This window comes from Methylobacterium sp. J-001, from assembly GCF_022829565.1.
Lineage (GTDB): Bacteria > Pseudomonadota > Alphaproteobacteria > Rhizobiales > Beijerinckiaceae > Methylobacterium.
The window spans coordinates 1-26401 of sequence record NZ_JAKSYN010000169.1; the positions used below are offsets into that span (position 1 = coordinate 1).

General features: G+C 67.9%; 23 protein-coding genes, 1 tRNA gene and 1 pseudogene. 10 read left to right on the forward strand and 15 right to left on the reverse strand.

The window, feature by feature from the left end:
* Positions 1 to 140 (forward strand): annotated as a pseudogene (locus MKK65_RS21235) (IS630 family transposase); the annotation flags it as partial.
* Between the two features lie 1281 nt (positions 141 to 1421).
* Here the strand turns inward: MKK65_RS21235 and MKK65_RS21240 are convergent.
* Together MKK65_RS21240 and MKK65_RS21245 are read right to left on the reverse strand one after the other, a co-directional pair.
* Positions 1422 to 1497 (reverse strand) — tRNA-Lys (locus MKK65_RS21240).
* Positions 1498 to 1600: 103 nt separating this feature from the next.
* Positions 1601 to 3169: a 2-isopropylmalate synthase gene (locus MKK65_RS21245; protein ID WP_243960102.1), complete on the reverse strand. Its 1569-nt coding sequence runs from the start codon at positions 3167 to 3169 to the stop codon at positions 1601 to 1603.
* A 409-nt stretch (positions 3170 to 3578) separates the two neighbouring features.
* Here MKK65_RS21245 and leuB point away from each other — a divergent pair, with 409 nt between their 5' ends.
* From leuB to ubiB, 3 genes are all read left to right on the forward strand, one after another.
* Complete coding sequence (leuB, locus tag MKK65_RS21250) at positions 3579 to 4688, forward strand: 3-isopropylmalate dehydrogenase (protein ID WP_243960103.1); 1110 nt, start codon at positions 3579 to 3581, stop codon at positions 4686 to 4688.
* Positions 4689 to 4775: 87 nt separating this feature from the next.
* Positions 4776 to 5558, forward strand: a complete 783-nt coding sequence (gene ubiE / locus MKK65_RS21255) for a bifunctional demethylmenaquinone methyltransferase/2-methoxy-6-polyprenyl-1,4-benzoquinol methylase UbiE (protein ID WP_243960104.1) — start codon at positions 4776 to 4778, stop codon at positions 5556 to 5558.
* A 67-nt stretch (positions 5559 to 5625) separates the two neighbouring features.
* Entirely contained in the window at positions 5626 to 7188 is a 1563-nt protein-coding gene (ubiB, locus tag MKK65_RS21260) for a 2-polyprenylphenol 6-hydroxylase (protein ID WP_243960105.1), read from the forward strand.
* A 29-nt stretch (positions 7189 to 7217) separates the two neighbouring features.
* Here ubiB and MKK65_RS21265 read toward each other — a convergent pair whose 3' ends face one another.
* Both MKK65_RS21265 and zapE read right to left on the reverse strand, forming a co-directional pair.
* Positions 7218 to 10106 (reverse strand): response regulator, encoded by a 2889-nt coding sequence (locus MKK65_RS21265; protein WP_409565473.1) that lies wholly within the window; start codon positions 10104 to 10106, stop codon positions 7218 to 7220.
* Between the two features lie 65 nt (positions 10107 to 10171).
* Complete coding sequence (gene zapE, locus MKK65_RS21270; RefSeq protein WP_243960107.1) at positions 10172 to 11404, reverse strand: cell division protein ZapE; 1233 nt, start codon at positions 11402 to 11404, stop codon at positions 10172 to 10174.
* A 296-nt stretch (positions 11405 to 11700) separates the two neighbouring features.
* Between zapE and MKK65_RS21275 the strand changes: the two genes are divergently transcribed.
* A complete protein-coding gene (locus MKK65_RS21275; RefSeq protein ID WP_409565474.1) occupies positions 11701 to 12294 on the forward strand; it encodes a GNAT family N-acetyltransferase in 594 nt (197 codons plus the stop codon).
* Positions 12295 to 12304: 10 nt separating this feature from the next.
* On the opposite strand, the gene MKK65_RS21280 is transcribed toward MKK65_RS21275, so the two are convergent.
* A complete protein-coding gene (locus tag MKK65_RS21280) occupies positions 12305 to 13066 on the reverse strand; it encodes a ComF family protein (protein ID WP_243960109.1) in 762 nt (253 codons plus the stop codon).
* A 19-nt stretch (positions 13067 to 13085) separates the two neighbouring features.
* Positions 13086 to 13331 carry a hypothetical protein gene (locus MKK65_RS21285; RefSeq protein WP_058190303.1) on the reverse strand — a complete coding sequence of 82 codons (246 nt, stop codon included), beginning with the start codon at positions 13329 to 13331 and terminating at the stop codon, positions 13086 to 13088.
* 179 nt (positions 13332 to 13510) lie between these two features.
* Here MKK65_RS21285 and MKK65_RS21290 point away from each other — a divergent pair, with 179 nt between their 5' ends.
* Together MKK65_RS21290 and MKK65_RS21295 are read left to right on the forward strand one after the other, a co-directional pair.
* The gene (locus MKK65_RS21290; RefSeq protein ID WP_243960167.1) at positions 13511 to 14401 is read left to right on the forward strand and encodes a methyltransferase domain-containing protein; all 891 of its coding nucleotides are present in this window, start codon (positions 13511 to 13513) and stop codon (positions 14399 to 14401) included.
* A complete protein-coding gene (locus MKK65_RS21295; protein WP_058190302.1) occupies positions 14398 to 14766 on the forward strand; it encodes a DUF427 domain-containing protein in 369 nt (122 codons plus the stop codon). The genes MKK65_RS21290 and MKK65_RS21295 overlap by 4 nt, the downstream gene beginning before the upstream one ends.
* A 136-nt stretch (positions 14767 to 14902) precedes the next feature.
* Here MKK65_RS21295 and MKK65_RS21300 read toward each other — a convergent pair whose 3' ends face one another.
* The 6 genes from MKK65_RS21300 to fabA all read right to left on the reverse strand — a co-directional run bounded on the left by MKK65_RS21300 (position 14903) and on the right by fabA (position 20171).
* Positions 14903 to 16429: a DUF6880 family protein gene (locus MKK65_RS21300; protein ID WP_243960110.1), complete on the reverse strand. Its 1527-nt coding sequence runs from the start codon at positions 16427 to 16429 to the stop codon at positions 14903 to 14905.
* A 16-nt stretch (positions 16430 to 16445) separates the two neighbouring features.
* On the reverse strand, positions 16446 to 16685 hold the full coding sequence (locus MKK65_RS21305) for a DUF2188 domain-containing protein (RefSeq protein ID WP_007559814.1): 240 nt from the start codon (positions 16683 to 16685) through the stop codon (positions 16446 to 16448).
* A 375-nt stretch (positions 16686 to 17060) separates the two neighbouring features.
* Complete coding sequence (gene fabI, locus MKK65_RS21310) at positions 17061 to 17891, reverse strand: enoyl-ACP reductase FabI (RefSeq protein WP_243960111.1); 831 nt, start codon at positions 17889 to 17891, stop codon at positions 17061 to 17063.
* Between the two features lie 192 nt (positions 17892 to 18083).
* Positions 18084 to 18206, reverse strand: coding sequence for a hypothetical protein (locus tag MKK65_RS31265; RefSeq protein WP_279596884.1), 123 nt, complete (start codon positions 18204 to 18206; stop codon positions 18084 to 18086).
* A 59-nt stretch (positions 18207 to 18265) separates the two neighbouring features.
* The gene (gene fabB, locus MKK65_RS21315; protein ID WP_243960112.1) at positions 18266 to 19492 is read right to left on the reverse strand and encodes a beta-ketoacyl-ACP synthase I; all 1227 of its coding nucleotides are present in this window, start codon (positions 19490 to 19492) and stop codon (positions 18266 to 18268) included.
* A gap of 142 nt (positions 19493 to 19634) precedes the next feature.
* Positions 19635 to 20171: a 3-hydroxyacyl-[acyl-carrier-protein] dehydratase FabA gene (gene fabA / locus MKK65_RS21320; RefSeq protein WP_243960113.1), complete on the reverse strand. Its 537-nt coding sequence runs from the start codon at positions 20169 to 20171 to the stop codon at positions 19635 to 19637.
* 236 nt (positions 20172 to 20407) lie between these two features.
* On the opposite strand from fabA, the gene irr reads away from it, so the two are divergent.
* A complete protein-coding gene (gene irr / locus MKK65_RS21325; RefSeq protein WP_007559805.1) occupies positions 20408 to 20923 on the forward strand; it encodes a Fur family transcriptional regulator Irr in 516 nt (171 codons plus the stop codon).
* 570 nt (positions 20924 to 21493) lie between these two features.
* Here the strand turns inward: irr and MKK65_RS21330 are convergent.
* Complete coding sequence (locus tag MKK65_RS21330) at positions 21494 to 22057, reverse strand: SH3 domain-containing protein (protein WP_243960114.1); 564 nt, start codon at positions 22055 to 22057, stop codon at positions 21494 to 21496.
* 361 nt (positions 22058 to 22418) lie between these two features.
* On the opposite strand from MKK65_RS21330, the gene MKK65_RS21335 reads away from it, so the two are divergent.
* Positions 22419 to 23417: a 2-hydroxyacid dehydrogenase gene (locus MKK65_RS21335; protein ID WP_058190296.1), complete on the forward strand. Its 999-nt coding sequence runs from the start codon at positions 22419 to 22421 to the stop codon at positions 23415 to 23417.
* A gap of 15 nt (positions 23418 to 23432) precedes the next feature.
* Here the strand turns inward: MKK65_RS21335 and MKK65_RS21340 are convergent, their stop codons facing one another.
* Complete coding sequence (locus MKK65_RS21340) at positions 23433 to 24059, reverse strand: cyclic nucleotide-binding domain-containing protein (protein WP_243960115.1); 627 nt, start codon at positions 24057 to 24059, stop codon at positions 23433 to 23435.
* Between the two features lie 90 nt (positions 24060 to 24149).
* Positions 24150 to 25433, reverse strand: coding sequence for a flavin monoamine oxidase family protein (locus MKK65_RS21345; RefSeq protein ID WP_243960116.1), 1284 nt, complete (start codon positions 25431 to 25433; stop codon positions 24150 to 24152).
* Between the two features lie 193 nt (positions 25434 to 25626).
* Here MKK65_RS21345 and MKK65_RS21350 point away from each other — a divergent pair, with 193 nt between their 5' ends.
* Positions 25627 to 26331, forward strand: a complete 705-nt coding sequence (locus tag MKK65_RS21350) for a sulfate transporter family protein (RefSeq protein ID WP_243960117.1) — start codon at positions 25627 to 25629, stop codon at positions 26329 to 26331.
* The last annotated feature ends 70 nt before the right edge of the window (positions 26332 to 26401 follow it).

Genomic DNA, 26401 nt, shown 5'->3' on the forward strand with positions numbered 1-26401 from the left:
TCGTCGATCTACAGGCAGCCATCAACCGCTACCTCGCCGAACATAACCTCGACCCGACCCCCTTCCGCTGGAAAGCCGACCCAGACACCATCATCGCGGCCGCAGCACGGGGGCATCAAACGTTGGATTCAATCCACTAGAATGGGCGTGTTCCGGCACACCTGAGTATCGCAGGCGACTTCTCACTTCGGGCTCGACGTCTGTAGTGAGACAAGCTCGCGGCAGATTCGAGTGTCCGGCTGACTGTGGGTATCGCCACCGTCACCGCAAGGCGGCAGACGTTCAGCATCTGCCGCGGAGTGCGGTGCAGCAAAGGATTATGCACGCCACACGGCGATGTTCGAAAACAGCGGCGCCGGTCGCCCGCTTCCCAGCGTTTCCTTCAACGGCAGACGACTGCGCCGCAGAAGACCGACAACGGTCCCTAAGTCTTGAAAAGCGCGGCTGTTAATTGAGGTCGATCGCGTGCCACCGCTTTCGCTGACCTTTCAACCGCGACGGCGCGTCCAATCAATCCGCGATCGGCGGACCCGTGTCGTCTGGCGCTTCCTGCGGCGAGGGCCGAGGCTTTCGCGCTGGCTTCACAGGTTGCACCGACCGGGCCTGTGCCGGCGCCTGGGTGGCGGGTCGATGCGGTGGCCGTGGAGGCCGCTCGATCTGAACCTTTTTTGATGGGGCTGTCGCAGCCGGTGGAGATGCGGCGGCACCGGCGTTGGCCGGCGTAGGCGCGGCGGCAGCCTTATTGGACAGCGGCGATCGTGCTGGCTGTTGCAGCCCCACAGCGGCGGGAGGCTCCGATCGTCCCGGAATGGCCGGCAGCGACGCGGCTGCAGGGGTCGCACCGGTCCCGGCGCTCTGCGGGACGACCTCACAACGCTGGCTGCAATTGCTGACGACCGCCTCGACGGATTTGCCGTCCATGGTCGCGGTAACAATGCAGCGAGCTGGATGGTAGACGAGCTCGTATTGGAACCTGCCCTTATCGTCCGACTCGGTACGGAACTTGTCTTCCAGCACCACGGGCATGTGTGGACGCTCCGTCGTCCCGACGATGTAGAGCCGGCCCGTGGCGATCGCCGCGAGGGTGATCTCCGGGCCAGCCCAGGCTGACCCACTCATTGCCAGGGCGCCGACCCCTGCCGCGGCAACAATCGAGGCGAAACGAACCAACCGACACATCTCCGAGTTCAGCCGTCTTAGATCGACGGCTAGACCATCTTCAGGCGGAGATAGTTCCGAAATCTAAATTGCACAGCCGGAGGAGATTGTCCTTCGCCCTATCGCACAAGTTTTGATTTTGATGTGCACCGACACGAGCGCGGCCCGATCCAGCGGTACCGACCGCTGCAGCCGCCTGCCCGACCGATCATAACCGCGGCTGCGGTCCGTCATTTTGGTTATCGGAGATCTTCAGAAATTCTTGGTGGGCGCACTAGGGTTCGAACCTAGGACCCGCTGATTAAGAGTCAGCTGCTCTACCAACTGAGCTATGCGCCCGATCGCGTCTGCGACCCGCCCCGGTGGCCACCAAGTCCGTCCGGGGTGGCGGGCTGATACCAACGCATCCGAGGGCTGTCCACCCCCGGACGCAGGTTTTTTGCTATTCCGCCGCCGCGTGCTGTGCATGAACCCGCACCGCGTGGGCCGCGAGCTTGTTCAGGGCCGAGAGATACGCCTTGGCTGAGGCCACCAGCGTGTCCGGGTCGGCGCCGCGGGCGGTGACGCTGCGCTCCCCGTCGCGCAGGCGTACCGAGACCTCGGCCTGGGCGTCCGTGCCGCCGGAGACGGCCTGGACCTGGTACAGCTCCAGCTCGGCCTTGTGCGGCACCAGTGCGGTGATGGCGTTGAACACCGCGTCCACCGGCCCGTTGCCGTCCGCCTCCTCGATCCGCGTGCCGGTCTCGTCGGCGATGCGCAGGGTCGCGCGCTGCGGCCCCCGGGTGCCGGCGATGACCGAGAGCGACACCAGCCGGATGCGGTCGTGCGCCGTGGCGAGGTTCTCGTCGACCAACGCTTCGATATCCTCGTCGTAGACGTGCTTCTTACGGTCGGCCAAGGCCTTGAACCGCTCGAACGCGTCCTGGAACTGGTTGTCAGACAGGTGCAAGCCGAGATCGTCGAGCTTGGAGCGGAAGGCCGCCCGGCCGGAATGCTTGCCCATCACCAGGGAGGTCTTGGTCAGCCCGACCGAGGCTGGGGTCATGATCTCGTAGGTCTCGGCGTTCTTGAGCATGCCGTCCTGGTGGATGCCGCTCTCGTGCGCGAAGGCGTTGCGGCCGACGATCGCCTTGTTGAACTGCACCGGGAAGTTGGTGGCGTGGCTCACCAGCTTCGAGGCGCGAGTCAGCATGGTCGATTCGATGCCGGTCTCGTAGGGCAGCACATCCGCGCGGGTGCGCAGCGCCATGACGATCTCTTCGAGCGCCGCGTTGCCGGCCCGCTCGCCGATGCCGTTGATCGTGCACTCGACCTGCCGGGCGCCGCCCTCGATGCCAGCGAGCGAGTTGGCGATCGCGAGGCCGAGATCGTTGTGGCAGTGGACGGAAAAGACTGCCTGGTCGGCGTTCGGCACCCGCTCGCGCACCGACGCGAACATGTCACGGTACTCGGCGGGTGTGGCGTAGCCCACCGTGTCGGGCAGGTTGATCGTGGTGGCGCCGGCCTTGATCGCCGCCTCGACGCAGCGGCACAGGTAGTCGATCGGCGTGCGGGTCGCGTCCATGGCCGACCATTCCACGTCCTCGACGAGGTCGCGGGCCTGGGCCACGGTCTTCAGGATGATCTCGAGGACCTCGTCCTGGCTCTTGCGCATCTGGTGGGCGAGGTGGATCGGCGAGGTCGACACGAAGGTGTGGATCCGCCCGCGCTTGGCGTGCCGCACCGCCTCGCCGGCCCGGGCGATGTCGGCGGGGATCGCGCGGGCGAGACCCGCGATGGTGGCGCGCTTGGTCCGGCGGGCGATCTCCGACACCGCCTCGAAGTCGCCGATCGAGGCGATCGGGAACCCGGCCTCGATGATGTCGACGCCCATCGTGTCGAGCAATTCGGCCACCGCGAGCTTTTCGTCGTGGGTCATGGTGGCGCCGGGGCATTGCTCGCCGTCGCGCAAGGTCGTGTCGAAGATGACGATGCGTTCGCGGGCGGTGGTGCTGCTGGTGGTCGTGGTCATGGCGTTACCCTGTCGCGGGCCGCCCGGCGGAAGGCTCGGGGCGGCGGGGAGCCCAAAAGGGGCGAGGTTCGCGAGTTCAAAAAATCCCCTGAAGGCCCAGGCGCGCGCGCCCAGACGGCCCTCAGGGGCGGGTAAGCAGAAGCGGAAGAAGAAGCCCGGAGCGGCGCGCACGGGACCGAAGCACCGTAGAAGCGGCGCGGGCGGTCTCGATCGCTGAGCCGGCTCTGGCCAAGGCTCGTCTCTCCCGGGTGCGGCGCGGACGGCGTGACGCAGCATCCGCGGGGTGGGCGGCAGAGGTAGCGCCGTCGCCACGGAAACACAAGGTCCGCCCCGGCTCGGCGCCTTGCCAAGCGCGCCCCGCCCTCGATAAAGCCCGCCGGCACGTCGAGAGAGAACCCGCGAGACCGTCATGGCCAGCTACAAGCTCCTGCTCCTGCCCGGCGACGGGATCGGCCCGGAGGTCGCGGGCGGCATGCAGGTCGTGCTCGACGCCCTGAAGGAGACCGGGCTCGCGACCTTCGAGACCGAGACCGATCTCGTCGGCGGCTGCGCCCTCGACGCCCATGGCAGCCCGCTCTCGGACGAGACCCTGGCCCGTGCCCGCGCCGCGGACGCGATCCTGCTCGGCGCGGTGGGCGGCCCGAAATGGGCGAGCGTGGCCTACGAGAACCGCCCGGAGGCCGGCCTGCTGCGCCTGCGCAAGGATCTCGAGCTGTTCGCCAATTTGCGGCCGGCGATCTGCTACCCGGCGCTGGCCGACGCCTCCGCGCTCAAGCGCGAGCTGGTCGAGGGCCTCGACATCATGATCGTCCGGGAGCTGACCGGCGGCGTCTATTTCGGCGAACCCAAGGAGATCACCACCCTGCCGGACGGCTCCAAGCGGGCGGTGGACACGCAGGTCTACACCACCGGCGAGATCGAGCGGATCGCCCATGTCGCCTTCGATCTGGCGGCCAAGCGCTCAGGCCGCGTGGCCTCGGCCGAGAAGCACAACGTGATGAAGTCCGGCGTCCTGTGGAAGGAAGTCGTCACCAAGGTCCACGCAGAGCACTACGCCAACATCGAGCTGGAGCACGTGCTGGCCGACAATTGCGCCATGCAGCTGGTGCGGCGGCCCAAACAGTTCGACGTGCTGGTGACCGACAACCTGTTCGGCGACGTGCTGTCCGACCTCGCCGCGATGCTGACCGGCTCGCTCGGCATGCTCCCCTCGGCCTCGCTGGGCGCGGTGGATGACAGCGGCGTGCGCCGGGCGCTCTACGAGCCGTGCCACGGCTCGGCCCCGGACATCGCCGGCCAGGATAAGGCGAACCCGATCGCGATGATCGGCTCGCTGACCATGTGCCTTCGCTACTCGTTCGGCCTCGGCGAAGCCGCCGATGCGTTGGACGGCGCCGTCATGGACGCGCTCGCGAGCGGCGCCCGCACCGCCGACATCGCCGGTGAGAGTACGAACCCGTTGGGCACCCGCGCCATGGCGAACGCTGTGGCTGACGCCCTGCGCGTCCGCGTCGGCTGAGGATCCATCACCGCCCGCGTGATAGGACGCATGGCGGATGGGCGCAGCCTTCGCTATGACGCGCGGACTTGAAGGATCGGGAGCGCCATGAAGGCCGGGGACGGGGCGACGGAGCGCGAAAGCGCGGATTTCGGCTTTGAGCGCGTGTCGCTTGATGAGAAGCAGGGGCGCGTCGACAGCGTCTTCCACTCGGTCGCCCGCCGCTACGACGTTATGAACGACCTGATGTCGGCGGGCCTGCACCGGGCCTGGAAGGCGCAGCTCGTCTCCATGCTACGGCCGCCTAAGGGACGTCCCTTCGCGCATCTCGACGTGGCCGGCGGCACCGGCGACGTGGCGTTCCGGGTGCTCGCCGCGGGCGGAGCGACGACGCGGGTCACCGTGCTCGACATCAACGAATCGATGCTGCGCGTCGGCGCCGAACGGGCGAAAGACAAGGTCGAGGGCGCCAGCGACCGGATCGCCTTCGTCACCGGCAACGCCGAGAGCCTGCCGTTGCCAGACGCCGCCTTCGACGCCTACACGATCGCCTTCGGCATCCGGAACGTGCCGCGGATCGAGACCGCGCTCGCCGAGGCGCGCCGGGTGCTCAAGCCCGGCGGCCGGTTCCTGTGCCTGGAATTCTCAGCCGTCGACATCCCGCTGCTCGACAGGATCTACGACGCCTATTCCTTCCACGTCATTCCAAGGATCGGCGCCCGGGTAGCCGGGGATGCCGAATCCTACCGCTACCTCGTCGAATCGATCCGGAAATTTCCGACCCGGGGCGCATTCAGCGGCATGATCGAGCGCGCTGGCTTCCGCCACGTCACCGACCGGCCGCTTTCCGGCGGGATCGTGGCGATCCATTCTGGCTGGAAGGTCTCCTGATCTTGGTCAGTGCGCGCGATCTCCCTCCCTCTCCCGCGGTGGAGGTGGGGACAGCCTGGGTGCGTTCATGATCAGCGCCGCGATTAACCTGTTCCGCGGCGCCCAGGTCGGCTTCGTCCTGGCCCGTGAGGGAGCCCTCGCCCTTGTCGATCCGTCAGAGCTACCGGCTCATCTTCGCTTCGCCCTGAAGCTTGGGCGGACCCTGGAGCGGCGGGAGCTCGGTGACGGGGCCGCAGGGCTGTCAGCCGCACTGACGCGCCTCGGCCCATCTTACGTGAAGTTTGGCCAGTTCCTGGCGACCCGGCCAGACATTGTCGGCATGCGGGCGGCTTCCGATCTCGAGCGTCTGCAGGACCGGGTGCCGCCCTTCCCGCAGGAGATCGCGCTGAAGGTGGTCGAAGCGGCGCTCGGAAAGCCCGTTCACGCGCTGTTCGTCTCGTTCAGCGAGCCGATCGCAGCTGCCTCGATCGCACAGGTCCACAAAGCCGTTGTGCAGGATGCGGACGGCACACAGCGGGTACTAGCTGTGAAAGTGATGCGCCCCGGCGTGCGTGAGCGCTTCATGCGCGATCTCGAAGTCATGCGTTTCATGGCCCGGGTGGTGCATGCTCTCTCGCCACAGGCTGAGCGGCTGCGCCCGCGCGAAGTTGTCGAGATCCTCGCCCGCTCCGTCCTGATGGAGATGGATTTCCGCCTGGAGGCGGCTGCCGCGTCGGAAATCGCCGAGAACACCAAGGACGACCTGGATTTTCGGGTGCCGAAACCCGAATGGGAGCTGACCGCCCGTGAGGTGCTATCGGCCGAATGGATTGAGGGCGTGCGTCTCCACAGCGCCGCCGATCTGGCAGCCGCGGGCCACGATCCTCAGGCGATCGGGCGCACGGTGATCCAGAGCTTCCTCCGGCAAGCCATCCGCGACGGCTTCTTCCACGCTGACATGCACCAGGGAAACCTCCTGGTCGATGCCGAGGGCCGACTGGTGGCGGTCGATTTCGGCATCATGGGCCGGCTCGGCTTGAACGAGCGCCGATTCCTCGCCGAGATTCTGCTTGGCTTCATCCTGCGCGACTACCGCCGGGTTGCGAAGGTACATTTCGAGGCGGGCTACGTGCCGGCGCACCATTCGGTGGCGGATTTCGCGCAAGCGATCCGTGCGATCGGGGAACCGATCCATCAGCGGCGCGCCGACGAGATCTCGATGGCCAAGGTGCTGACCCTCCTGTTCGACATCACGGCTCTGTTCGACATGAGCACACGCACCGAGCTGGTGATGCTGCAGAAGACCATGGTGGTGGTCGAAGGCGTGGCCCGCTCGTTGGACCCGCGTCTCGACATGTGGACCACCGCCGAGCCGGTGGTGCGCAGCTGGATCACCAAGAACGCCGGTCCGCTCGGGCGCGCCCAGAGCGGCTTCGAGGCGTTGCGTGTGGTCTCCGACTTGGTCGGCGACATCCCCGACCTCGCGACCCGGCTCAAACGCGTGGTGATCCGGCTCGACGAGGCCGGCACCGGCGACGCGCGACGCCTGGAGCACTTTACCCGCAGTGAAGGCCGTCGCGCACTCTGGTCGACCCTCGCTTTGTGGGGCATCGCCATCGGGGCGCTTGTGATCGCGTTCCGCGGCATCTGATCGCCGGGGCGGACTGAGACTACACTCGCTTAGTCCGCCGGGGCATATCCCGGCATCAACGCCCGTAATTCGCGGGCAAGCTCACTCAATCCGGTCGTCCCCTTCGCGAGCACCCTGTCGGCTTGGCCGGCGAGGCGGCGGCGATCCTCGGCGGTGATGTCCTTGGCGGTGAGCACCACCACGGGAATGTCCCGCCAGTCCGGCCGGGTGCGCAACGCCCGCAGGAAGCCGAATCCATCCATCTCCGGCATCATCAGGTCGAGCAGCACCAGGCAAGGCTTTTCCGCCTCCACGGTCTCCAGCGCCCGCAGGCCGTTCTCGGCCTCGACCACGGGAAACCCCTCCCGACCGAGATAGGCGCAGAGATGAGCGCGCACGTCCGTCTCATCCTCGACCACGAGGATCGGCCCCTCCGATGAGACCGGACGGAACCGGTCGATGACGTGGCGTAGGCTGCCCCAGTCGATCGGTTTCTGAAGATAGTCGGTGGCACCCAGCGAGAACGCAAGATTCTGCTCGTCCAGCACGGTCACCATCACGATCGGCGTGGCACCGATCTCGGGATCCGCCCGCAGGGCGCGCAGCACCGCCCAGCCGTCCATTTGCGGCATCGTCACATCGAGAAGCACCGCCCGGGGGCGCAGGGCTTTCGCCAGTTCCAACCCGCGACGCCCGTCCTCGGCCACCGCCACAGAAAATCCCTCCCGTTCCAAGAAACGCGCGAGGAGATCTCGGGTCGCGGCATCGTCGTCGACCACCAGGATCGTCCGGCGATCGCCTGGGCTGTCACCGCTGTGAGCCGCTTGCTCAGCCTCCGCGCCGTAGAATTGCACCGGCAGCGTCAGCGTGAAGGTCGTGCCGGCCCCCTCCCGGCTCTCGACGGCAATCGACCCGCTGAGCATCTCTGAGAAGGCCCGCGTGATCGACAGGCCGAGCCCCGTGCCGCCGAAGCGGCGAGTCGTCGAGGCGTCGGCTTGTGTGAAGCGTTCAAACAGTCGGCCGACCTGCTCGGCGTTCATGCCGATGCCAGTATCCGTGACCGTGAAGCGCAGCGTCTCTACGGTTCGATTGACACCCAGCGTGATTCGACCGTTCTCAGTAAATTTCGCGGCGTTGCTGAGCAGGTTGATCAGGCACTGACGCAGCTTGGTCACGTCGGTATGGGCGTGGCCCACATTCTCCGCCAGCTCCAGGGCCAGGACGTTACCTTTCTTGGCGATCAGGCCCTCGACGGTGGCAGCGACGTCGCGGACCACCTCGGCGACATCGAAATCCTCCGCGTAGATCTCGACCCGGTCCGCCTCGATCTTGGAGATATCGAGCACGTCGTTGATCAAACCGAGGAGGTGGCGGGCGTTGGATTCGATCTTCTTCATGTCGGCGATCAGGTCAGCTTCGCCGAGATCCTCCAGCTCCTCTTGAACCATCTCGGAATAGCCGATGACTGCCGAGAGCGGCGTCCGCAATTCGTGGCTCATATTGGCTAGGAACTGGCTCTTGGCCTCGTTGGCAGCCTCAGCCGCCGCGCGGGCCGCCTCAATCGCAGCTTCCGCTTCCTTGCGCTCGGTGATGTCGGTGTGGGTGCCGACCCATTCGCGCAAGGTCCCGTCGGCTTCGAGGATGGGAACCGCGCGCACACTCATGTGGCGGTAGGCGCCGGAGCGGGCGCGCAACCGGTGCTCCGTGGCGTAGGGTGTGAGGGTCGCGACCGCCCGGGACCAATCGACCTGGGTATGGGCTCGGTCGTCCGGGTGGATCGCATCGAGGAAGCCGAGACCGGCATAGGTGGCCTCGTCCTGACCGGTGAAGCGGGTCCATGCGGTCTGGCGCCGGTGCAGACCGCCCTCCGGGTTAGCCGTCCACACGATCGCCGCGCTGGCCTCGATCAGCGAGCGGAACCGCTCCTCGCTGCGCTTGGTCCGCATCTCTGCAAGGTGGCGAATCGTGTCATCGACGACGACCAGACCGACGCCCTCGACATCCTGGCCGCTGTCTGGCGACGTGCTTTCCCCGCGTAAAGGATAGAAACTCATCGAAAACTGACGCACCCCACCCGGTGCGGAGGGCGTCGGAACCGCCACCGGCACATTCGGCGAGACCAGGCCCTCTTCCAGCGCCGATGCGAGCTTGGGCGCCAGCTCCTCGCGCAAGGTCGGCAGCATCGCCCAGATCGGGGCGCCAAGATCGGCCCCGAAGCCGCGCTCGCTCATGGTGGCCAGCGCTCGGTTCATGTGTCGGATCTTCAGATCTCGGTCGAGGAAACCGAGGCCCACAGGCGCGTTGGCCAGCACGCCGTCGAGCAGACGTGACATGCGCAGGGATTCCTGGCGTCGCACCAGGGCAAGGCGGGCGAGAAGCACGATCGCCGCGAGCGCCGCCATCCCCGACAGCAGGAACAAAATGAGCCCGCGCCAGCGCTCCCGGGTCTGGACGTCGGCAAGGTGCTGCACCGTGATCGCCTGGCGGGCGGACGCCTCCATGCGGATCGCATCCATAAGCTGCTTGCCCTCGCCGGTGCGGACGAGATCGGTGGCCGCGTCGAAGCCTCGGTCCCGTCGCGCGGCCACCACTCGAGTGGCGAAGTCGCGCTTCTGGGCCACCAAACCAGCGAGCGATGAACCGCCTGTGCGAACCGGCTCCTGCGCAGTCGCGCCAAGGCCGGCAAGTTCAGTTTCGATTTTCCCCAGGGCGAGCGTGTAGGGCGTCAGGTAATCCTCGCTGCCGACCAGCACGAAGCCGCGCTCCCCAGTCTCCAGATCCTTGACTTCGGAGAGCAGGCGCTCGACCCCTGCGATGGTAGCGTTGGCTTGAGCGGTAGCAGACCGGTCAGCCTCGCCGGCGATATAATTGGCTGTGCCTGCTGCCAGCGCCACAACCAGCAGGATGAAGGCGGCTGGTGAGCCGAGCAACGGCCCCAACGGTCCAGCGCCCCGCCAATTGGGGCGCCGCAGACGGAAAATCGAGCCAATCCCCGAACGACCGCTCACGTCTCCACCAGCCCGGTGCTGGCACCAGAAGCCTCGGAATCGGCCCGTCCATGCGGCAGGGCGAGGTATTCCCGCGAGCGCATCTCGATGAGCCGGGAAACGGTCCGGTCGAACTCGAACGCTTCACGGCCGGAACCTGCGGTGTAGAGATCCTGCGCGTCGGCAGCCGCGGAGGCCACAAGCTTCACGTGCCGATCGTAGAGCGTATCCACCAGGGTGATGAAACGTTTGGCCTCGTTGCGTTCGGCCTCCCCAAGCACCGGGATCCCATCGAGGATCACCGTATGGAACGTTTGCGCCAGGGCCATGTAATCCGAAGCACCGAGCGGTTTGCGGCAGAGATCGTCGAAGCTGAATCGCGCGACGCCGTTGGCCTCCTCGGGGATGTCCACGTTCCGGCCGTGGACCTGGATTGTGGCCGGGCGCCCCTTCTCCCTGCCGGTCAATCCTTTGAAGGCAGCGTCCAGGGCCATGCGCGCAGCCGCATCAGCCGGGATGTGATAGACAGCCGCCCCGCCGAGCTTCTCCAAGCGAAAATCGGTCCGCGAATCGAGCCGTACCACGTTCACATGCTCCTTCAACGTCGCAATGAAGGGCAGGAACAGTGCTCGGTTGAGGCCGCCCTCGTAGAGCCGGTCTGGCTCGACGTTGGACGTCGCCACCACGGTAACGCCGCGCCGGAACAGGTGTCCGAACAGGCGTCCGAGGATCATCGCGTCGGCGATATCGGTTACGGTGAACTCGTCGAAGCACAGCAGGGTCGCCTCGTCGGCAAGTTGGTTTGCCACCGGGCCGATCGGGTCATCCCCCTTCACGGTTCCGGCTTTCAGAGCCTGTCGGTAGGCGTGGATGCGCTCATGCGCGTCCGCCAGAAATCCGTGGAAGTGGACCCGCCGCTTGGGAGCCGGCGCGGCGTCGTGGAACAGGTCCATCAACATGGTCTTCCCACGCCCAACCGAGCCCCAGATGTAGAGACCTTTGGGCGACGCGGGTTCGTCCTTGCGCCGGAACAGCCAACCGAGCGCACTGGTCTTGTTAGCGCGCTTGCGCCGTCCGAGGTCCTGCAGCAGCCGATCGAGGGCGCGTACCATCTGCGCCTGGGCGGGATCGCGCTCAATCGCACCGGTGGCGACAAGGGCTTCGTAGCGTTCATGGACCGGGCCGGGCGACACGGCGCTGGCCCGCGCCTCCGCCGAAGGCCCGTGTTGCTTCCCGGATTGCTCGCTCACGCCGCCGGTCCCCTGCAACTCGCCTCAGCACCGGATCGGCACCCCCGCACCCGGTCAACCGTTCCCAACCAGGGCCGCCTTCCTGTGCCGTGCAAGCTTCACTCGAATCAAGTCCGGCCCGGGACACGGGATGCCGAACCGTTCCATCCGATGTGCGCATGGCAGCATGTTCCTGCATGGGCTCAGTCATTTTGCTGCATTGCACAACCGCCATGCCGATGCGAGATCAGCCTGGTATTCTGGGAGGAACGTCCGGACCAATCGGCGCATCAATGCGCCCAGACCGGAGACTCATCATGGCTGTTCGACACTTGGTCGTGTCGACCCACACGGTCCGGCGCCTATGGCCGGCTGACCGCAATGCGGTGCTCGACTATTTCCTCCGCCTCGATCCAGAAGCACGTGCGAATCGCTTCATGGGCAATGTGAGCGAAGACGGCGTGCGGGCCTATGCCACGCAGGCGGTAACGGCGGAAGGCGTGATGTATGGTGCCTTCGTGGACAGCCAACTACGCGGGCTCGCCGAATTGCGCCCCATGGGAACCGGCGCCCCGCCATACATCCTGGGTCGGAGTGCCGAGGCCGCCTTCGCAGTCGAGCGCGGCTTTCGGCGGCAGGGTATCGGGGCGGCTCTGTTCGCGCGGATCGCGCGCGCTGCGCGTCATCGCGGTGTGGTCGATCTCCATGTACGCTGCCTCTCCGGAAACGGCCCGATGCTGCGACTGGCGACCAAACACGGGGCGGCGCTCCAGCGTGCCGGAACCGAGACCGAAGGTGCGCTCCAACTCGCTCGGCCCACACCGTTCTCGCTTTGGTACGAGAGCATCGCGGAAGCGTTCGACTTCACTCTGTCGGTCAGCTTTCCCAACAGGGAGCGGATCACGGCCTGAAGGGTAAGTCTCAACCGGTCGCGTCGCCGACCAGTGCGAAGGTCAACAAGTCCACCGACGCCGCACCACCCCTCAGGAGGGCGCGTGAAGCAGCGTTGCCTGTGGCACCTGTGGTCATGACGTCGTCGATCAACAGGACCCGCCGACCCTGGATGCAGTGTGCTCGCGCGGCTGAGACCCGAAACGCTCCGCTCAGGTTCTGCGCGCGGGCAGCGCGACTGAGGCCGACTTGTGAGCGGGTTGCCCGGATCCTGATCAGCACTGACGGTTCGAATGGCAGCCCGGCGCCTTTGGCGATCACCCGACCTAGCAAGGCAGCCTGATTGAAACGACGACGCCACAGACGCCAGCGATGCAGCGGCACCGGGACGACGCAGTCGGCGTCGGCGATCAAAGCCCGACCGCTCCCCGTCATCATCCGGCCCATCACGCCGGCTAGGTCGACACGATCTTCGTACTTCAACCGATGAACGAGGCTGCGGGCAACATCATTGTAGAGGGCAACCGCCCGGGCGCGCGCGAAAACCGGCGGCTCGGCGATGGCCCGGGGCGAGAGCAACGGCCCAACGCCGAGATCGACTGCGAACGGTGTCCCAAAACGCTGGCACAGCGGCTCTTCAATCAAGTGAAGGCCAGTCCAGCAGGAGGGGCATAAAGTGCCGGGATCCGCGGTGGCACAGCCGCAACCGGAGCAAGTCGGCGGATAAATCAAAGACAATGCCCCGCGCGGCAATCCGCGCAGGGCCGATGTGACGGCTTCGAACGCCGTCATACGATCAAAGGCTCTCGCTTCAACGTGCCGAGATCGGTCGCGCGCCCTGTGGGCCGGCCTGCTGATCCATTTCACGGGCCCTGGCGTTCGCCCGGTGCCGGCCTATGGCGCAGCCGGCGGCGGCGCCGACGAGGCCGTGATGCCCAGCGTAATGTCCAGCGATACCGCCGACGATCGCACCCTTGATGCAGCCCTTGGCCTCCGCGCCGCTCGCGGCGGTGAGGGCGGCGAGGGCCATTGCAGCCCCGACGAGCATGCGCTTCATGACCTACACTCCTTGATCAATCTCGGCCTTGCAGCCGGTCGCAGCAGGAACGGCGACGATGCCGACTCGTTCCGGAAGGTTAGCGCACCTCGCGAGTCTGTGCTCGCACGAGCCGGCCATAAACAGCCATACGGGTCGAGTGCTGGCGGGACGGCCCCGAAAGCGCCATGTGCACGACCATGGATACCCCAGCCGCCCTGTTCGACACCGCTCTCGCTCGCCATCGCCTCGCCCGAGCTGAACGGAATGGCTATGCCGGGTTTCTTCTGGATCGAGTGGTCGAGGATCTGGATGATCGCTTGGCTGCAGTTCTGCGTAGCTTCGGAACGGTGCTTGATCATGCAACTCCCGGCGACGGCGCAGCGCAGGCGCTTCAGGCGCGATACCCCGAGGCCGCGCATTTCCGCCTCTCGGCATTGCCCGAACCGGGTAGGAACCGGATCGTCGGAGACCCGGAGTTCCTGCCATTGGCGGCTGGAAGCTTAGATCTCGCCGTCTCGCTCCTTGCACTTCACGCAGTCAACGACCTGCCAGGAACACTGATACAGCTGCGTCGGGCGCTTCGGCCGGACGGCCTGTTCCTTGGCTGCCTGCTCGGCGGCGCTACGCTGACCGAACTACGGCAGAGCTTCGCGCAAGCCGAGAGCGAGATCGAGGGCGGTGTCAGCCCCCGTGTGGCTCCCTTCGCCGCCGTGCGTGAGGCTGGGGCGCTCCTGCAGCGCGCAGGCTTCGCACTGCCGGTGGCCGATACCGACACTCTGACGGTGCGCTACGCCGACCCGTTCGGGCTGATGCGCGACCTGCGCGCCATGGGCATGACCAACGTACTCACCGAGCGCCGTCGCACGCCCCTGCGGCGAGCGACCCTGGTGCGAACTGCGGAAGTCTATGCCGAGCGATTCTCGGACCCCGACGGGCGGGTACGCGCAACCTTCGAGGTACTGTGGTTGTCGGGCTGGGTGCCGCACGAGAGCCAACAGAAGCCTCTGAGGCCCGGAACCGCCAAATCGCGCCTTGCTGACGCCCTCGGGACCATCGAATTGAAGCCCGAGCTTGGGAGAACGCCATGAAGATGCCGGGTCCAGACCATCCGATCACCGTCACACCGGAGCGGCACCATATCAGGGTGCTCGTGGCCGGCGTGGCCGTCGCCGACACGCGCCACGCCGTGCGGCTGGAGGAGGCCCACTACCCAGCAGTCTTCTACATTCCCCGCAGCGACATCAGCATCCAGTATTTCGTGCCTTCCGCCCGAACGAGCCATTGCCCGTATAAGGGCGATGCCCGGTACTTCGATCTCGTCGTTGAAGGCGCGCGGCGCGCCGATGCGGTGTGGAGCTACGAGGCGCCGTTCCCGGCCGTGGTGGCGATCAAGGACCACGTGGCGTTCTATCCCGACCGGGTCGATGCGATCGAGATTTTAGAGGCCTCCTAGGGGACGGCTTGGCAGTGATCGTCAAGGCTGTGCCGCGGCATGGCCACGCCGCGCCAGAAGATTTGTCACCATTGGTAGGTGGCTTCGCTGCACGTGTGGTGGCGAGATGGCTACGGTGCGATCCGAAGACGATTGTTTAATCTTTTAGCGCTCCCCAAAACGCGTGCTTGCGTCCGTGGTCCCGCCGCAGCCCCTCTCGATAGGCTTCCGGTGGCGGGTCGATCGCGGCTGGCTCCAGGCGGTCGGCGAGATCGTCGAGTTCCGATAGGTAGCGGGCGCCATGTGGGTAGGCGGCGCTGCGGCCAGCTTCGAGGATACCGTCGAGCAGGCGGCGATACAGGATCGTGGCGGCAAGGGGATAGTCCGGGGCCAAGGCACCAGCGGCGGGCGCCACTACGGCGTAGTTCTCGCCCTTCCAGAGCGTGCGCTTCTCGATGACCAGCCTGGCAGCCCGGGTGAGATCCGGCCAACCCACGAGAAAGGCGAGCGCCCAGTGGTGATTGGGGAAAGACTCCGCGTGAGTCAGCGCTTTCTGAAGCGCCTCTTCGTCTTCGAAATCGGGGAGCTTGGCGAGGTAGGCGCGTAGCATCGGGGCATCGAGACCGCGCTCGAACAGCATCCAGCGGAGGGCCTGCGCCTCGACGCCCCGGCCTAGCGCGTCGAGGATCTCGATCTCCAGCGTTTGCCGCTCACGCTCGGACGCGCGGGAGTCGAAGCCCGCGATCAGGTCGGCACGCGTGACAATGCGGAGGCCCGGCTCCTCCGCGCGTCGGATCCAGTCAAGAGCCTCCGTGGCCCGCCCGGCTGCGAGCAGGCGCTGCGCGATCGCGCGGGTATCCTCTCGGCCCGACGAGATCTCATGCTCCAGCGCGATGAAGGCGTCGGCGTCGTTGTTCCGGTCGGCGATGACTTGGCGGAGGCGCAGGATCTGACCGCGCGCCGAAACGCGGCGGTAGGCGGCATCGCTCCGTGGAGCGCCGGCGTTCGCCATGGCGGCAGCCGTCTCCGCCAGCGACGTATCGATCTCCAAAAGCGCGTCCGGACCGAGCGTCGGGACCATATCGCCCAGGAGGATGCCGAGGGGACCGAACGGGTCGGCCGTGAAGGGGGCGACGAGGCCGCAAGCGACCCGCGCAGCCTCGATCGGGGGCAGGACGTTCGCGATGTCAACGAAGGCGTCGCTGGCGCGCTGGTAGACGCCCTGCACAGCGCCGGTGCTGTCATCGACGCGGTTCAACACCGCGTCAGCCCCCTGCAGGAATCGCCGGAGGCGTTCGAGAGCGGCGCCGGCATCGAGGGGGCGCAGCTCGTTGAGGATGACGGTTACGGTGGCGTCGAGGTCGGCCGCGAAGGCCCGGCGCTTCTGCCAGTCGATGTAACTCTGGGCGGCTTCGAGGGCCGTCAGGCGGCGGTCGACCATCGCCGCCACGGCGTCCGGACCCTGCAAGGCGGCAAGCGCCGCGGTGACGAGTTTCTTAAACGTTGGGTTGCGGGCGGTCTCGCCGAGGATCAGCCCGATGAGCCGGTCCGGTCCCAGCGCCGCCAGGGTTTCCGGCGACGGGGTGGTGCGGCGCGCACCTTTGGGACGCGCCGGTTTGGGGATGGGCTCCGCTTTCGGGCGGGTCTTGATACGCGCCTGGGTTGCGGCCTTCGCTGGAGCCACGGCAGCGCTGCTCCTGTCAGTCCACAACCTTGGCGCGGGGGCGATCGCTACCCTGGGCGGTCTCGTCGTGCCAGCTGCCGGCCTGATCCTGATAGCGGATGCCTTCTGTGGAGCCGGGAACCTGCTGCTCGGCAGCCGCAGCCTGGGCGGCCTGCAGCGCCTCTTCGCGGCTCGGGAAGGTCTCGGAGAACACGTCGCCCACCTTGTAGGCGAAGCCGCCATCGTGCTCGACGATGCGATAGGTAACCTCGGACATCACGACTCCTGTACGCATGCGGTTGTGTTGAGCGCGAACCCGTCGCGCGCCGCGGGGTTCCCGACCGGCCTCCGATCCGCCGGAAAGTCACGCTATGGGCGCCGCATGACGACGTTTCTTCGACCGATCCTGGCCCTCGGCCTCCTACTCGCTTCGCAGAATGTCCACGCCGAGGAGGGTTTTTTCGACTCTCTCTTCGGCGGCTCTTCGCGGGCTGCGCCGCCCAATCCGTTCGCTTCGAATTATCCGTCCGCGCCGCCCACCCCCGACGAGGTCCGGGCCGAGCGTCAGCGCCCGTCGGTCCGCGGCGAGCGCCAGCGGAGCCGGGGGCCTGTGCCCCCGGGCCGGATCCCGGAAGAATAGCCGGCTCAGGCTTCAGGCATCGCCGACGACGCCGGCCTCGTCCTGGGCCTGGAGCACGTCCGGGCGCGGCATCGAGATGATGTTGAAACCGGCATCGACGAAATGGACCTCGCCGGTGACGCCGCCGGAGAGCGGCGACAGCAGGTAGAGGGCCGAGCCGCCGACATCGTCGAGGCTGACGGTGCGGCGCAGCGGAGCGTGGGCGCGCTGGTGGTTGAACATCAGGCGGGCATCGGCGATGCCAGCGCCGGCCAGCGTCCGCATCGGGCCGGCCGAGAGCGCGTTGACCCGGATGCCGTCCGGGCCGAGATCGCTCGCGAGGTAGCGGACCGAGGCTTCGAGCGCGGCCTTGGCCACGCCCATCACGTTGTAGTTCGGCATCACCCGGGTCGAGCCACCGTAGGTGAGGGTCAGCAGGGAGCCGCCGGTCTTCATCCGCTTGGCGGCGCGCTGGGCGATCTCGGTGAAGGAGAAGCACGAGATCGTCAGGGTCCGCGCGAAGTTCTCGCGGGTTGTGACGTCGACGTAGCGGCCCTTGAGCTGCGCCTTGTCGGAGAAGCCGATGGCGTGGACCACGAAGTCGAGGCCGCCGTCGAAGCGCTCGTCCAGGGCCGCGAAGGTGGCGTCCACCGAGGCGACGTCTTCCACGTCGCAGGGCAGCACGATGTCGGACTCGAGCCGCGCCGCCAGGGGCGCGACCCGGCGCCCCAGAGCCTCGCCGTGATACGTGAAGGCGAGCCGCGCGCCGTGGGCGTGGAGGGTCCGGGCGATGCCCCAGGCGATCGAGTGATCGTTGGCGACGCCCATGATCAGGCCGCGCTTGCCCGCCATCAAACCTGTCATGCCGACTCACATTCCGTACGAGCACGCCGCCCCCGGAGGCGGGGACGCGCCGCGATGCGGTTCAACAACCTGTCCGCGACGAAGGTGCCTTAGCGCGGCTTGCCCTGCGCTCCAAACCGGATGGCCCGTCGCAGGGGCCAAAAAAAAGCCCCGCCGGAGGGCGGGGCGTCGATCTCGGCGTGCAGGAAGGGCCTAGAAATACCCGTCCGTGTGGGAGCGGGCTTCCTCGATCAGCGCCTGCTTCGCGTAGATCGCGGCGCAGCCCGCGATCATCAGGCCGCTCAGAGCTCCGATCAGGAACGTACCCATCGTCACCACCTCATCCAACGAGGCGTAAACGCCGCGTGGAACGCAGTGGTTCCGATATGAGACAGTCAAGCGTCCACGTGCTTCAGGACCAGGGTGGCGTTGGTGCCGCCGAAGCCGAAGGAGTTGGTCAGGACGTGGCCGAGCTTGGCGTCATCCCGGCGCTGACGCAGGATCGGCATATCGGCGAAGGCGGGATCGATCGTGTCGATATGCGCGCTCTCGCAGATGAAGCCGTTCTGCATCATCAGGAGGCTGTAGATCGCCTCCTGCACGCCCGTGGCGCCCAGCGAGTGGCCGGTGAGCGACTTGGTCGCCGAGATCGGCGGGCAATCCTCGCCGCGGCCGAACACCTCGCGGATCGCCTCGATCTCCTTGTCGTCGCCGACCGGGGTCGAGGTCGCATGCGGGTTGATGTAGTCGATCCGCGCGCCCTTCAGGCCTTCCATCGCCTGGCGCATGCAGCGCACCGCGCCCTCCCCCGACGGGGCGACCATGTCGTGGCCGTCCGAGGTGGCGCCGTAGCCGGCGATCTCGCCGTAGATCCGGGCGCCGCGGGCTTTTGCGTGCTCCAGTTCCTCAAGGACCAGCACGCCCGCGCCGCCGGCGATGACGAAGCCGTCGCGGTTGGCGTCGTAGGCGCGCGACGCCCGGGCCGGCGTGTCGTTGTACTTCGACGACATGGCGCCCATGGCGTCGAACAGCGACGAGAGGGTCCAGTCCAGATCCTCGCAGCCGCCCGCGAAGATGATGTCCTGGCGACCGCCCTGGATGATCTCGGCGGCGTTGCCGATGCAGTGGTTGGAGGTCGCACAGGCCGACGAGATCGAGTAGTTCACGCCGCGGATCTTGAACCAGGTCGCCAGCGTCGCGGAGGCGGTCGAGGACATCGCCTTCGGCACCGCGAACGGGCCGATCCGCTTCGGACCCTTGTCGCGGGTGATGGCGGCGGCATCCACGATCACCCGGGTCGAGGGACCGCCCGATCCCATGATGATGCCGGTACGCTCGTGGGAGATCTCGGCCTGCTCAAGGCCCGAATCGCGGATCGCCTGATCCATGGCGACGTGGTTCCAGGCGGAGCCGCCGCCGTGGAAGCGCATGGCGCGCCGGTCGACCACGCCCTCGGGATCGAGGCTGGGCCGGCCCGAGACCTGGCTGCGGAAATTGTGCTCGGCATAGCTCGCGTCGCGCGCAATGCCCGAACGCGCTTCGCGTAGGGAGGCGAGCACCTCCTGCGTGGTGTTGCCGATGGACGAGACGATGCCCATCCCGGTGATGACGACGCGGCGCATGGTGGTGTCGATACCTCCGTCGCGGCATCGGTCGCCCGTGCCGCGTCCCGGTCAGCTAAGGTGACGCGGGTACAATCTCAACTGCCGAGGGCGTCCGGCGTTGCGCGCCGGGTGTGAAACACGCCCTCGAAACGCGGCGCACTCAGCGCTGGAACAGGCCGACGCGCATATCCTGGACCTGGTAGACGCGCTCCCCGTCCGCCTCAAGCCAGCCGTCGCCGATGCCCAGCACCAGCTTGCCCTGCCGGACGCGCTTCACGTCGACATTGTAGACGACCTTCTTCATGGTCGGCAGCACCTGCCCGGCGAGCTTGACCTCGCCGACGCCGAGTGCCCGGCCGCGGCCTGGAGAACCCAGCCAGCCGAGATGGAACCCCAGCATCTGCCACAGGGCATCGAGGCCCAGGCAGCCCGGCATCACCGGGTCGCCCTGGAAATGGCACGGGAAGAACCACAAGTCCGGCCGGATATCGAGCTCGGCGGTGACATGGCCCTTGCCGTGGGCGCCGCCCTCCTGCCCGATGCTGGTGATCCGATCGAACATCAGCATCGGCGGCAGCGGAAGCTGTGCATTTCCGGCGCCGAAGAGTTCGCCGCGCCCGCAGGCCAGTAGATCCTCGTAGGAATAGTGCGACTTGCGGCTCGCGGTCTGTTCCGGCGTCTCGGCATCTGTCGGCATGAAGGTGGCTGTTTCCTCTGGACTCTCTTGGGGGGCTGGCTTGCGGTGCGCGGCCCTGGCCCGGTTGTTCGGCGCGCGGGTTAGCACGGGGCGCAGCGCCTTCAAAGCCATCAACGACTTCGCAGGGGATGCGCAGCGGCCCGGCAAGGCGCCTTGGGTTGCGACCGCATGTCCACTTCCGTATAGTATGACGAATCCCATTCCTACAGGGTCCTCGTCGAGCGTTCAGTCCCGCAATGTCCGAACTGCTGCCCCTTCAGGCGATCCTCAACGGCCGGGTCCCCGCCCCCCAGCTGGAAGCGAACGGCATGCCGCGTCGCGGTTGTCCGCTGTCCGATCTGCGCGACCGCCTGCGTCGGGCCGGCCTGCGTCCGACCCGGCAGCGCCTGTCCCTGGGCTGGCTCCTGTTCGGCCGCGGCGACCGGCACCTGACCGCCGAGATGCTCTACGACGAGGCGATGCGCGCAAAGGTGCCGGTCTCGCTGGCCACCGTCTACAACACGCTTCACCAGTTCACCGAGGCGGGTTTGCTGCGCCAGCTCGCGCTCGACGGATCGAAGGCCTATTTCGATACGAACCCGAGCGAGCACCACCACTTCTACCTCGAGGACGAGAACCAGGTGATCGACATGCCGGATTGCGGCATCACGGTCGATTCCCTCCCCGAGGCCCCCGAGGGCATGGAGATCGCCGGCGTCGAGGTGATCGTCCGCCTGCGCCGCGCCCGCCCCGCCGGCCGCCGCCAGAGCTGATTTTTCGGGGCTTCGGCCCCGCGCGTCGACGTCGAGCCGCCCGGTTTCGGGCGGCTTTTTTGTTGCGTGTCCGTCGTTGCCGGATGCGTCGCGGGTGCCGTCTCCCGGGCGGGCTACGATGGTTGCACAGTGTCCTCGGTCATGCCCGACGCGCTCTCCTCCCCCTTGTGGAGAGGCGTTGGAGGTGGGGGTGGTTCAGAAGGCACCGCTGCGCTCCATTCTGCACCACCTCCACCCCTGACCCCTCCCCACAAGGGGGAGGGGAAACGCGTCGTGTTTCAGAGGCTTGCCGAAGAACGAAGCCGATCTGCGAATCCGCTATTCCGCAGAGGGGGGGGGAAGGGAGAGCCGCCGTGCCTCCCGTGGCTTCTGCCGACTTCAATGTGTGGATCCGCAAGCCCGGTCGCGGAGGCCTCGGAGGAGAGGTCGAGGGATCGCGCGGAAGCTGGAGGGCTCCTTCGAGCGCGACGCTGCGCGCTGCCACAACAGGATTGGGATGTGGGTGGAAGGCGCAACGCAGATCGGCTCGCCGGATCGAGCCGACCGGCGTCTCTCCCCCAAAACCAAAACCTATTCCACCACCTCGTTCGGATACACGCCCCAGAGGCGGGTCTGGCGGATGTAGCCGTCCACGTCCCGGCGGTTGGGGAGCGTCACGATCAGGCGGCACCACGTGCCGGTGCAGCTCTTCACGCTGCCGATCACCCCGGTCTGAAGGCGGGCCTCGTCCTCGGCGCCCTCGTCGGCCTTGGCGCGCAACGAGACGGCGGCCTTCTCGGCGCCCTTGTCGGGGCCGGCATTGACGATGGCCGTGCGACGGCCCGAGAGCAGCGAGTGCAGCACCCAGCCCTCGGTGCCCTCCGAATCGCGGATCCGCCGCCAGGTCTCGAACTCGCCGACGATCTCCACCGGCAGGCCGGCGCGCTGGAACACCCAGAGGGTGCGGTGATCCTTCGAGGGCCCTTCCCGCAGGTTGACCCGGTCGGTCTTCAGGCTGGCGTAGCGGGGCAGCGGCAGCTTGGTGACGGGGCCGATTCCGGTCTCGGGCGAGGCGGCCGGCGGGGCCGCGCTGGCACCGACCAACCCGCTCAGAAGCAGCGCCGCGACGGCGAAGCTCAGGCGTGACGCGCGCATGGTCCTCTCCCACTCCCGACCTGACGATGCCCGGCGGACTCGCCTCTGGCCACCCGCCCGGGTTTCGAATCCTGATTCCGATGCGTCCCGGGACCCGGCGATCCCTGTTCGAGGGGAGGCCGGAGAAGCCCGGGCTGTCGCGATCGCGGCCCGTCGGTGCGCGGATCCTGCCGGCATCCGATTGTGTTCCGGCCCACCTCTGGTAGAGAGGCCGATGGGTCGGAACAGGCTCCGGGACCGGTGCCTCGCACCCGACCTGTCTGGCCGAGTTCGGTTAACGGACGCTTGCCACGCGCGGTCCGGATCGGGCCCGCCGGGCCGGGATCGCCAACACGGCCGCGAGGCTGACGGGGAGAGAGACGTGTCGAAGCGCAAGCCGCTGGTGGTCGTGACGCGGCGCCTGCCGGATGCCGTCGAGACGCGGATGCGCGAGCTGTTCGACGTGCGCCTCAGTCCCGACGATGCCGCCATGCCGGCGGACGCCCTCGCGGCGGCCCTGCGCGAGGCCGACGTGCTGGTCCCCACCGTCACCGACGAGATCGATTCCGGGCTGCTCGCCCAGGCCGGCCCGAACTTGCGGCTGATCGCCAATTTCGGCAACGGCGTCGATCATATCGACGTGGCCGCCGCCCTGGAGCGCGGCATCACGGTCACCAACACCCCCGGCGTCCTCACCGAGGACACGGCCGACATGACCATGGCGCTGATCCTTGCGGTGGCCCGCCGGGTCACGGAAGGCGCCCGGATCATCCCGGACGACGACTGGACCACGGGCTGGTCGCCGACCTGGATGCTCGGCCGGCGGATCACCGGCAAGCGGCTCGGCATCGTCGGCATGGGCCGGATCGGCCAGGCGCTCGCCAAGCGCGCCCGCGCCTTCGGCCTGCAGGTCCACTACCACAACCGCCGCCGGGTCCCGGCCGCGATCGAGGGCGCGCTGGACGCGACCTACTGGGAATCCCTCGACCAGATGCTCGCCCGGGTCGACATCGTGTCGGTCAACTGTCCGCACACGCCGGCGACCTACCACCTGCTCTCGGCCCGGCGCCTCAAGCTGCTCAAGCCCGAGGCCATCGTGGTCAACACCGCCCGCGGCGAGGTGATCGACGAGAACGCGCTCGCCCGCCTCATCGAGGCCGGCGACGTCTCGGCGGCCGGCCTCGACGTGTTCGAGCAGGAGCCCGCGGTGAGCCCGCGCCTCGTGAAGCTCGCCCGCCAGGGCAAGGTCGTGCTGCTGCCCCATATGGGCTCGGCGACCTACGAGAGCCGCACCGACATGGGCGAGAAGGTCATCATCAACATCAAGACCTTCATGGACGGCCACCGCCCGCCGGACCGGATCCTGCCGAGCATGCTCTGATCCCGAACGGCGGCGCTACAGCGCATCGCCGCGGGCGGCCACGGGCTTCGGTGTGGTCTGCGCGCTCTGGAACAGCCGCTCGCTGGTCAGCTTCAGGAAGTAGAACCCGAATTCCGGGTTCTGGTAATAGAGCTGCTTCACGTCGGAATAGGACACGCACAGCGCGTTGCCGGCCTCGATGCAGATCAGCGACGCGGTCCGGGTGTTGCCCGGGGCGAGCAGGCCGAGCTCACCGACGATCCCGCCGGCGCGCACCTCGATCCCGACCTCCGGAATCCGGAACGCGCCGCTCTCGACGTAGTACATCTCGCCGGCCGGCTCGCCCTTGCGGAACACCACCTCGCCGAGCCCGAAGGGGCGCTGCGACCCGAACGGCCGCAGCCATTCGAGGGAGAGCGTACCGTCGGCGGCGCTCTCGACGTCGCGCACCAGGCGCATCATCTGCCAGAGCCGATAGGCGTTGAACGGGATCTGGATCGCCTCGGTCAGCACCACCGGCATGCTGCCGATCAGGATTCCGTAGGTGATCACGGCGCAGCTGGCGCAGAGCGAGATGATCCGCAGCGGGATCATGGTGCTCATGGCCGAGGCCGAGATGGTGAGCGCGGTGCCGAGATAGCCGATCCCCTCGATCCAATCCACGCACGCCTCCACCAGCTCCCGAGCGTGAGCGGGATGCCCGTCCCGCCGGGCTCCGGCAAGACGCGCGGCCCCGGGCGGCGCGCGCGCGCCTCAGCCTGTGCCCGCGCGGATACGCTCGGCGGCCGCCGCGGCGGCGCGGGTCCCCTCCTCGTAGGCGCCCCCGACCGTGCCCCATTGCAGCCGCGACAACGCCTCCCCGGCGAACCAGACCGTGTCGGCGAGCGGCGCCTGCAGGAAGGCGCGGGCCGGCGCGTGGCCGGGGGGCACCACCGCCCAGGAGCCGCGCGACCACGGATCGTGACGCCACGCGCTCACCGCCGGGATGGTCAGGTCGCGCAGCCGCCCCCGGCCGAACTGCTCGGCCAGAACCGCGCGGACGTGGCGGCGCACGCCGTCCGCCCCGGAGCCGGCGGCATCCAGCGCCTCGGCCTCGTGAACGTCGAGCTCATAGTAATGGAACGGCGTGCCGTCGATGCGGGTGAGCAGGCCGGCGGGCGAGCGCCGGGTGCCGTGGATCGCGGCGAGCCGATCCCGGCCCCGGAAGGGGCTCGACGGCCAGTGCAGCACGGCGTGCTCGTACAGGCCCGTGGTGAAGCCGTCGATCGCGGCCCGGACTGCGTTCGGCAGCGGCGGCGAGAAGGCCGGGCCGTCACGCAGCACCATGACCGGCACCGTTACGATCACCGCCTTCGCCGCGTACGCGACGCCATCCGCCGTCTCCACGCGCACCCGCCTGTCCGACCAGTCGATGCGGGTCACCGGGCTCGCGAGCGCGATCGGCAAATCGTTGGCCAGCCGGGCGAGGTAGCTGCCGTAGCCGCCGGCCAGGAAGTAGTTCTCGCTGTATTCGAGGCTCGGGAAGTCGTGCAGCGACACTTCGCCGAGCGGCTGGCCCGAGACCAGCCCATGGACCTGCGCCACTCGGGTTCCCCAGGGGCCGAGGCCGGGCGGGAGGGCGCTCTCGGCCGGCCGGTCGTCCCCCGGCTGCGCCGCACCGCGGGTCATGGCCTGGTCGGCCCGGTCGAAGGCCCGGGCATTGGCCCGGATCTCGTCGGGACGGCCCCGGCGGCGGTCGACCCAGACATGGCTCTCCTGGGGCGCCAGCGTCAGGCGCTCCCCGAGCGCCCGGCCCAAAGCCACAAGCGGGTTGATCGGCCCGGCATGGAGCCAGTGCGCCCCGAGGTCGAGGGCGTGGCCGCGCACCGAGACCGTAAAGGCCCGGCCGCCGATCCGGTCGCGGGCTTCTAGCACGGCGACCCGCACGCCCCGCTCCACCAGGGTCCGGGCCGCCCCGATCCCGGCGGCACCGGCGCCGATCACCAGCACCTCCGGATCCGCAGGCAGCGGGGCGAGGCGCGGCCGGTAATCGGGCATGCGCGGCGGGTCCGCGGAGCACCGCTCGGCTTTCCCAGGGGAAGTCGTCGAGGTCGAGGCCGTCATCCTGGCGTCCTGCACGCGCGCTCCTGTCCGCTCGCTCCGGTGCGGCGGCGTCCGGCCTTGCGCCGGTGGCCGCACCCCTTCACAACGCTGCCGCGCCGCCTCCGGCGCCAGCCGGAAACCCCGCCCGATGATCGTCGAGTCCGCCGCGGCGGCTTTGCGCCAGACCTTCTCCCCGCCCCTGCGGGCGATCCTGTGGAAGTCCCTGGGCCTGACGCTCGGGCTCTTGGTCCTGCTGTGGCTCGGCCTGACCCGCCTGGTCCAGGCATTCCAGGCGAGCCACCACATCTCCGCCCAGTACCCGATCCTCGACAGCCTCGCCTACTACCTTGCGGGTTTCGGCCTGTTCGTGGTCCTGGCCTATCTCATGCCGGCGATCTCGATCCTGGTGGCGGGTTTCTTCCTCGACGCCGCCGCCGCCATCGTCGAGCGCACGGACTTCCCCAACGATCCGCCGGGCCGACCCATGCCGCTCGGCACCGCGATGTTCTACGCGGTGCGCTTCGCGGGTGTGACATTGCTGGTCAACCTGGCGGCGCTGGTGATCTTCTTCGTCCCGGTGATCGGGATCGCGGCGTTCTTCGGCGCCAACGCCTACCTGCTGTCCCGGGAATATTTCGAGATGGCGGCCGCCCGGTTCCGGCCGCTTCCGCAGGCAGCCGAAATGCGTAAGGCCTTCGCGGTCCGCACGCTCAGCGCCGGCTGCCTGATGTCGGCGTTGATGGTGGTGCCGATCCTCAATCTGCTGACACCGCTGTTCGGGATCGCCCTGATGGTCCACCTGCACAAGCGCCTCAGCGGGCGCCGGCAACTGGCGTCCCCGATCCCGCGATAGCGGATGCGTCGAAGCCTCGCGCTGGTCGGCGACGGCTCGGGCCGCTACCGTGGTGAGAACCCGGCGGCGC

Bases quoted from the DNA above. Each gene is read 5' to 3' on its own strand.
- MKK65_RS21245 (WP_243960102.1), bottom strand. From the start codon at position 3,169: ATGACCACGACCACCAGCAGCACCACCGCCCGCGAACGCATCGTCATC.
- leuB (WP_243960103.1), top strand. From the start codon at position 3,579: ATGGCCAGCTACAAGCTCCTGCTCCTGCCCGGCGACGGGATCGGCCCG.
- ubiE (WP_243960104.1), top strand. From the start codon at position 4,776: ATGAAGGCCGGGGACGGGGCGACGGAGCGCGAAAGCGCGGATTTCGGC.
- ubiB (WP_243960105.1), top strand. From the start codon at position 5,626: ATGATCAGCGCCGCGATTAACCTGTTCCGCGGCGCCCAGGTCGGCTTC.
- MKK65_RS21275 (WP_409565474.1), top strand. From the start codon at position 11,701: ATGGCTGTTCGACACTTGGTCGTGTCGACCCACACGGTCCGGCGCCTA.
- MKK65_RS21280 (WP_243960109.1), bottom strand. From the start codon at position 13,066: ATGACGGCGTTCGAAGCCGTCACATCGGCCCTGCGCGGATTGCCGCGC.
- MKK65_RS21285 (WP_058190303.1), bottom strand. From the start codon at position 13,331: ATGAAGCGCATGCTCGTCGGGGCTGCAATGGCCCTCGCCGCCCTCACC.
- MKK65_RS21290 (WP_243960167.1), top strand. From the start codon at position 13,511: ATGGATACCCCAGCCGCCCTGTTCGACACCGCTCTCGCTCGCCATCGC.
- MKK65_RS21295 (WP_058190302.1), top strand. From the start codon at position 14,398: ATGAAGATGCCGGGTCCAGACCATCCGATCACCGTCACACCGGAGCGG.
- MKK65_RS21305 (WP_007559814.1), bottom strand. From the start codon at position 16,685: ATGTCCGAGGTTACCTATCGCATCGTCGAGCACGATGGCGGCTTCGCC.
- fabI (WP_243960111.1), bottom strand. From the start codon at position 17,891: ATGACAGGTTTGATGGCGGGCAAGCGCGGCCTGATCATGGGCGTCGCC.
- fabB (WP_243960112.1), bottom strand. From the start codon at position 19,492: ATGCGCCGCGTCGTCATCACCGGGATGGGCATCGTCTCGTCCATCGGC.
- fabA (WP_243960113.1), bottom strand. From the start codon at position 20,171: ATGCCGACAGATGCCGAGACGCCGGAACAGACCGCGAGCCGCAAGTCG.
- irr (WP_007559805.1), top strand. From the start codon at position 20,408: ATGTCCGAACTGCTGCCCCTTCAGGCGATCCTCAACGGCCGGGTCCCC.
- MKK65_RS21330 (WP_243960114.1), bottom strand. From the start codon at position 22,057: ATGCGCGCGTCACGCCTGAGCTTCGCCGTCGCGGCGCTGCTTCTGAGC.
- MKK65_RS21345 (WP_243960116.1), bottom strand. From the start codon at position 25,433: ATGCCCGATTACCGGCCGCGCCTCGCCCCGCTGCCTGCGGATCCGGAG.
- MKK65_RS21350 (WP_243960117.1), top strand. From the start codon at position 25,627: ATGATCGTCGAGTCCGCCGCGGCGGCTTTGCGCCAGACCTTCTCCCCG.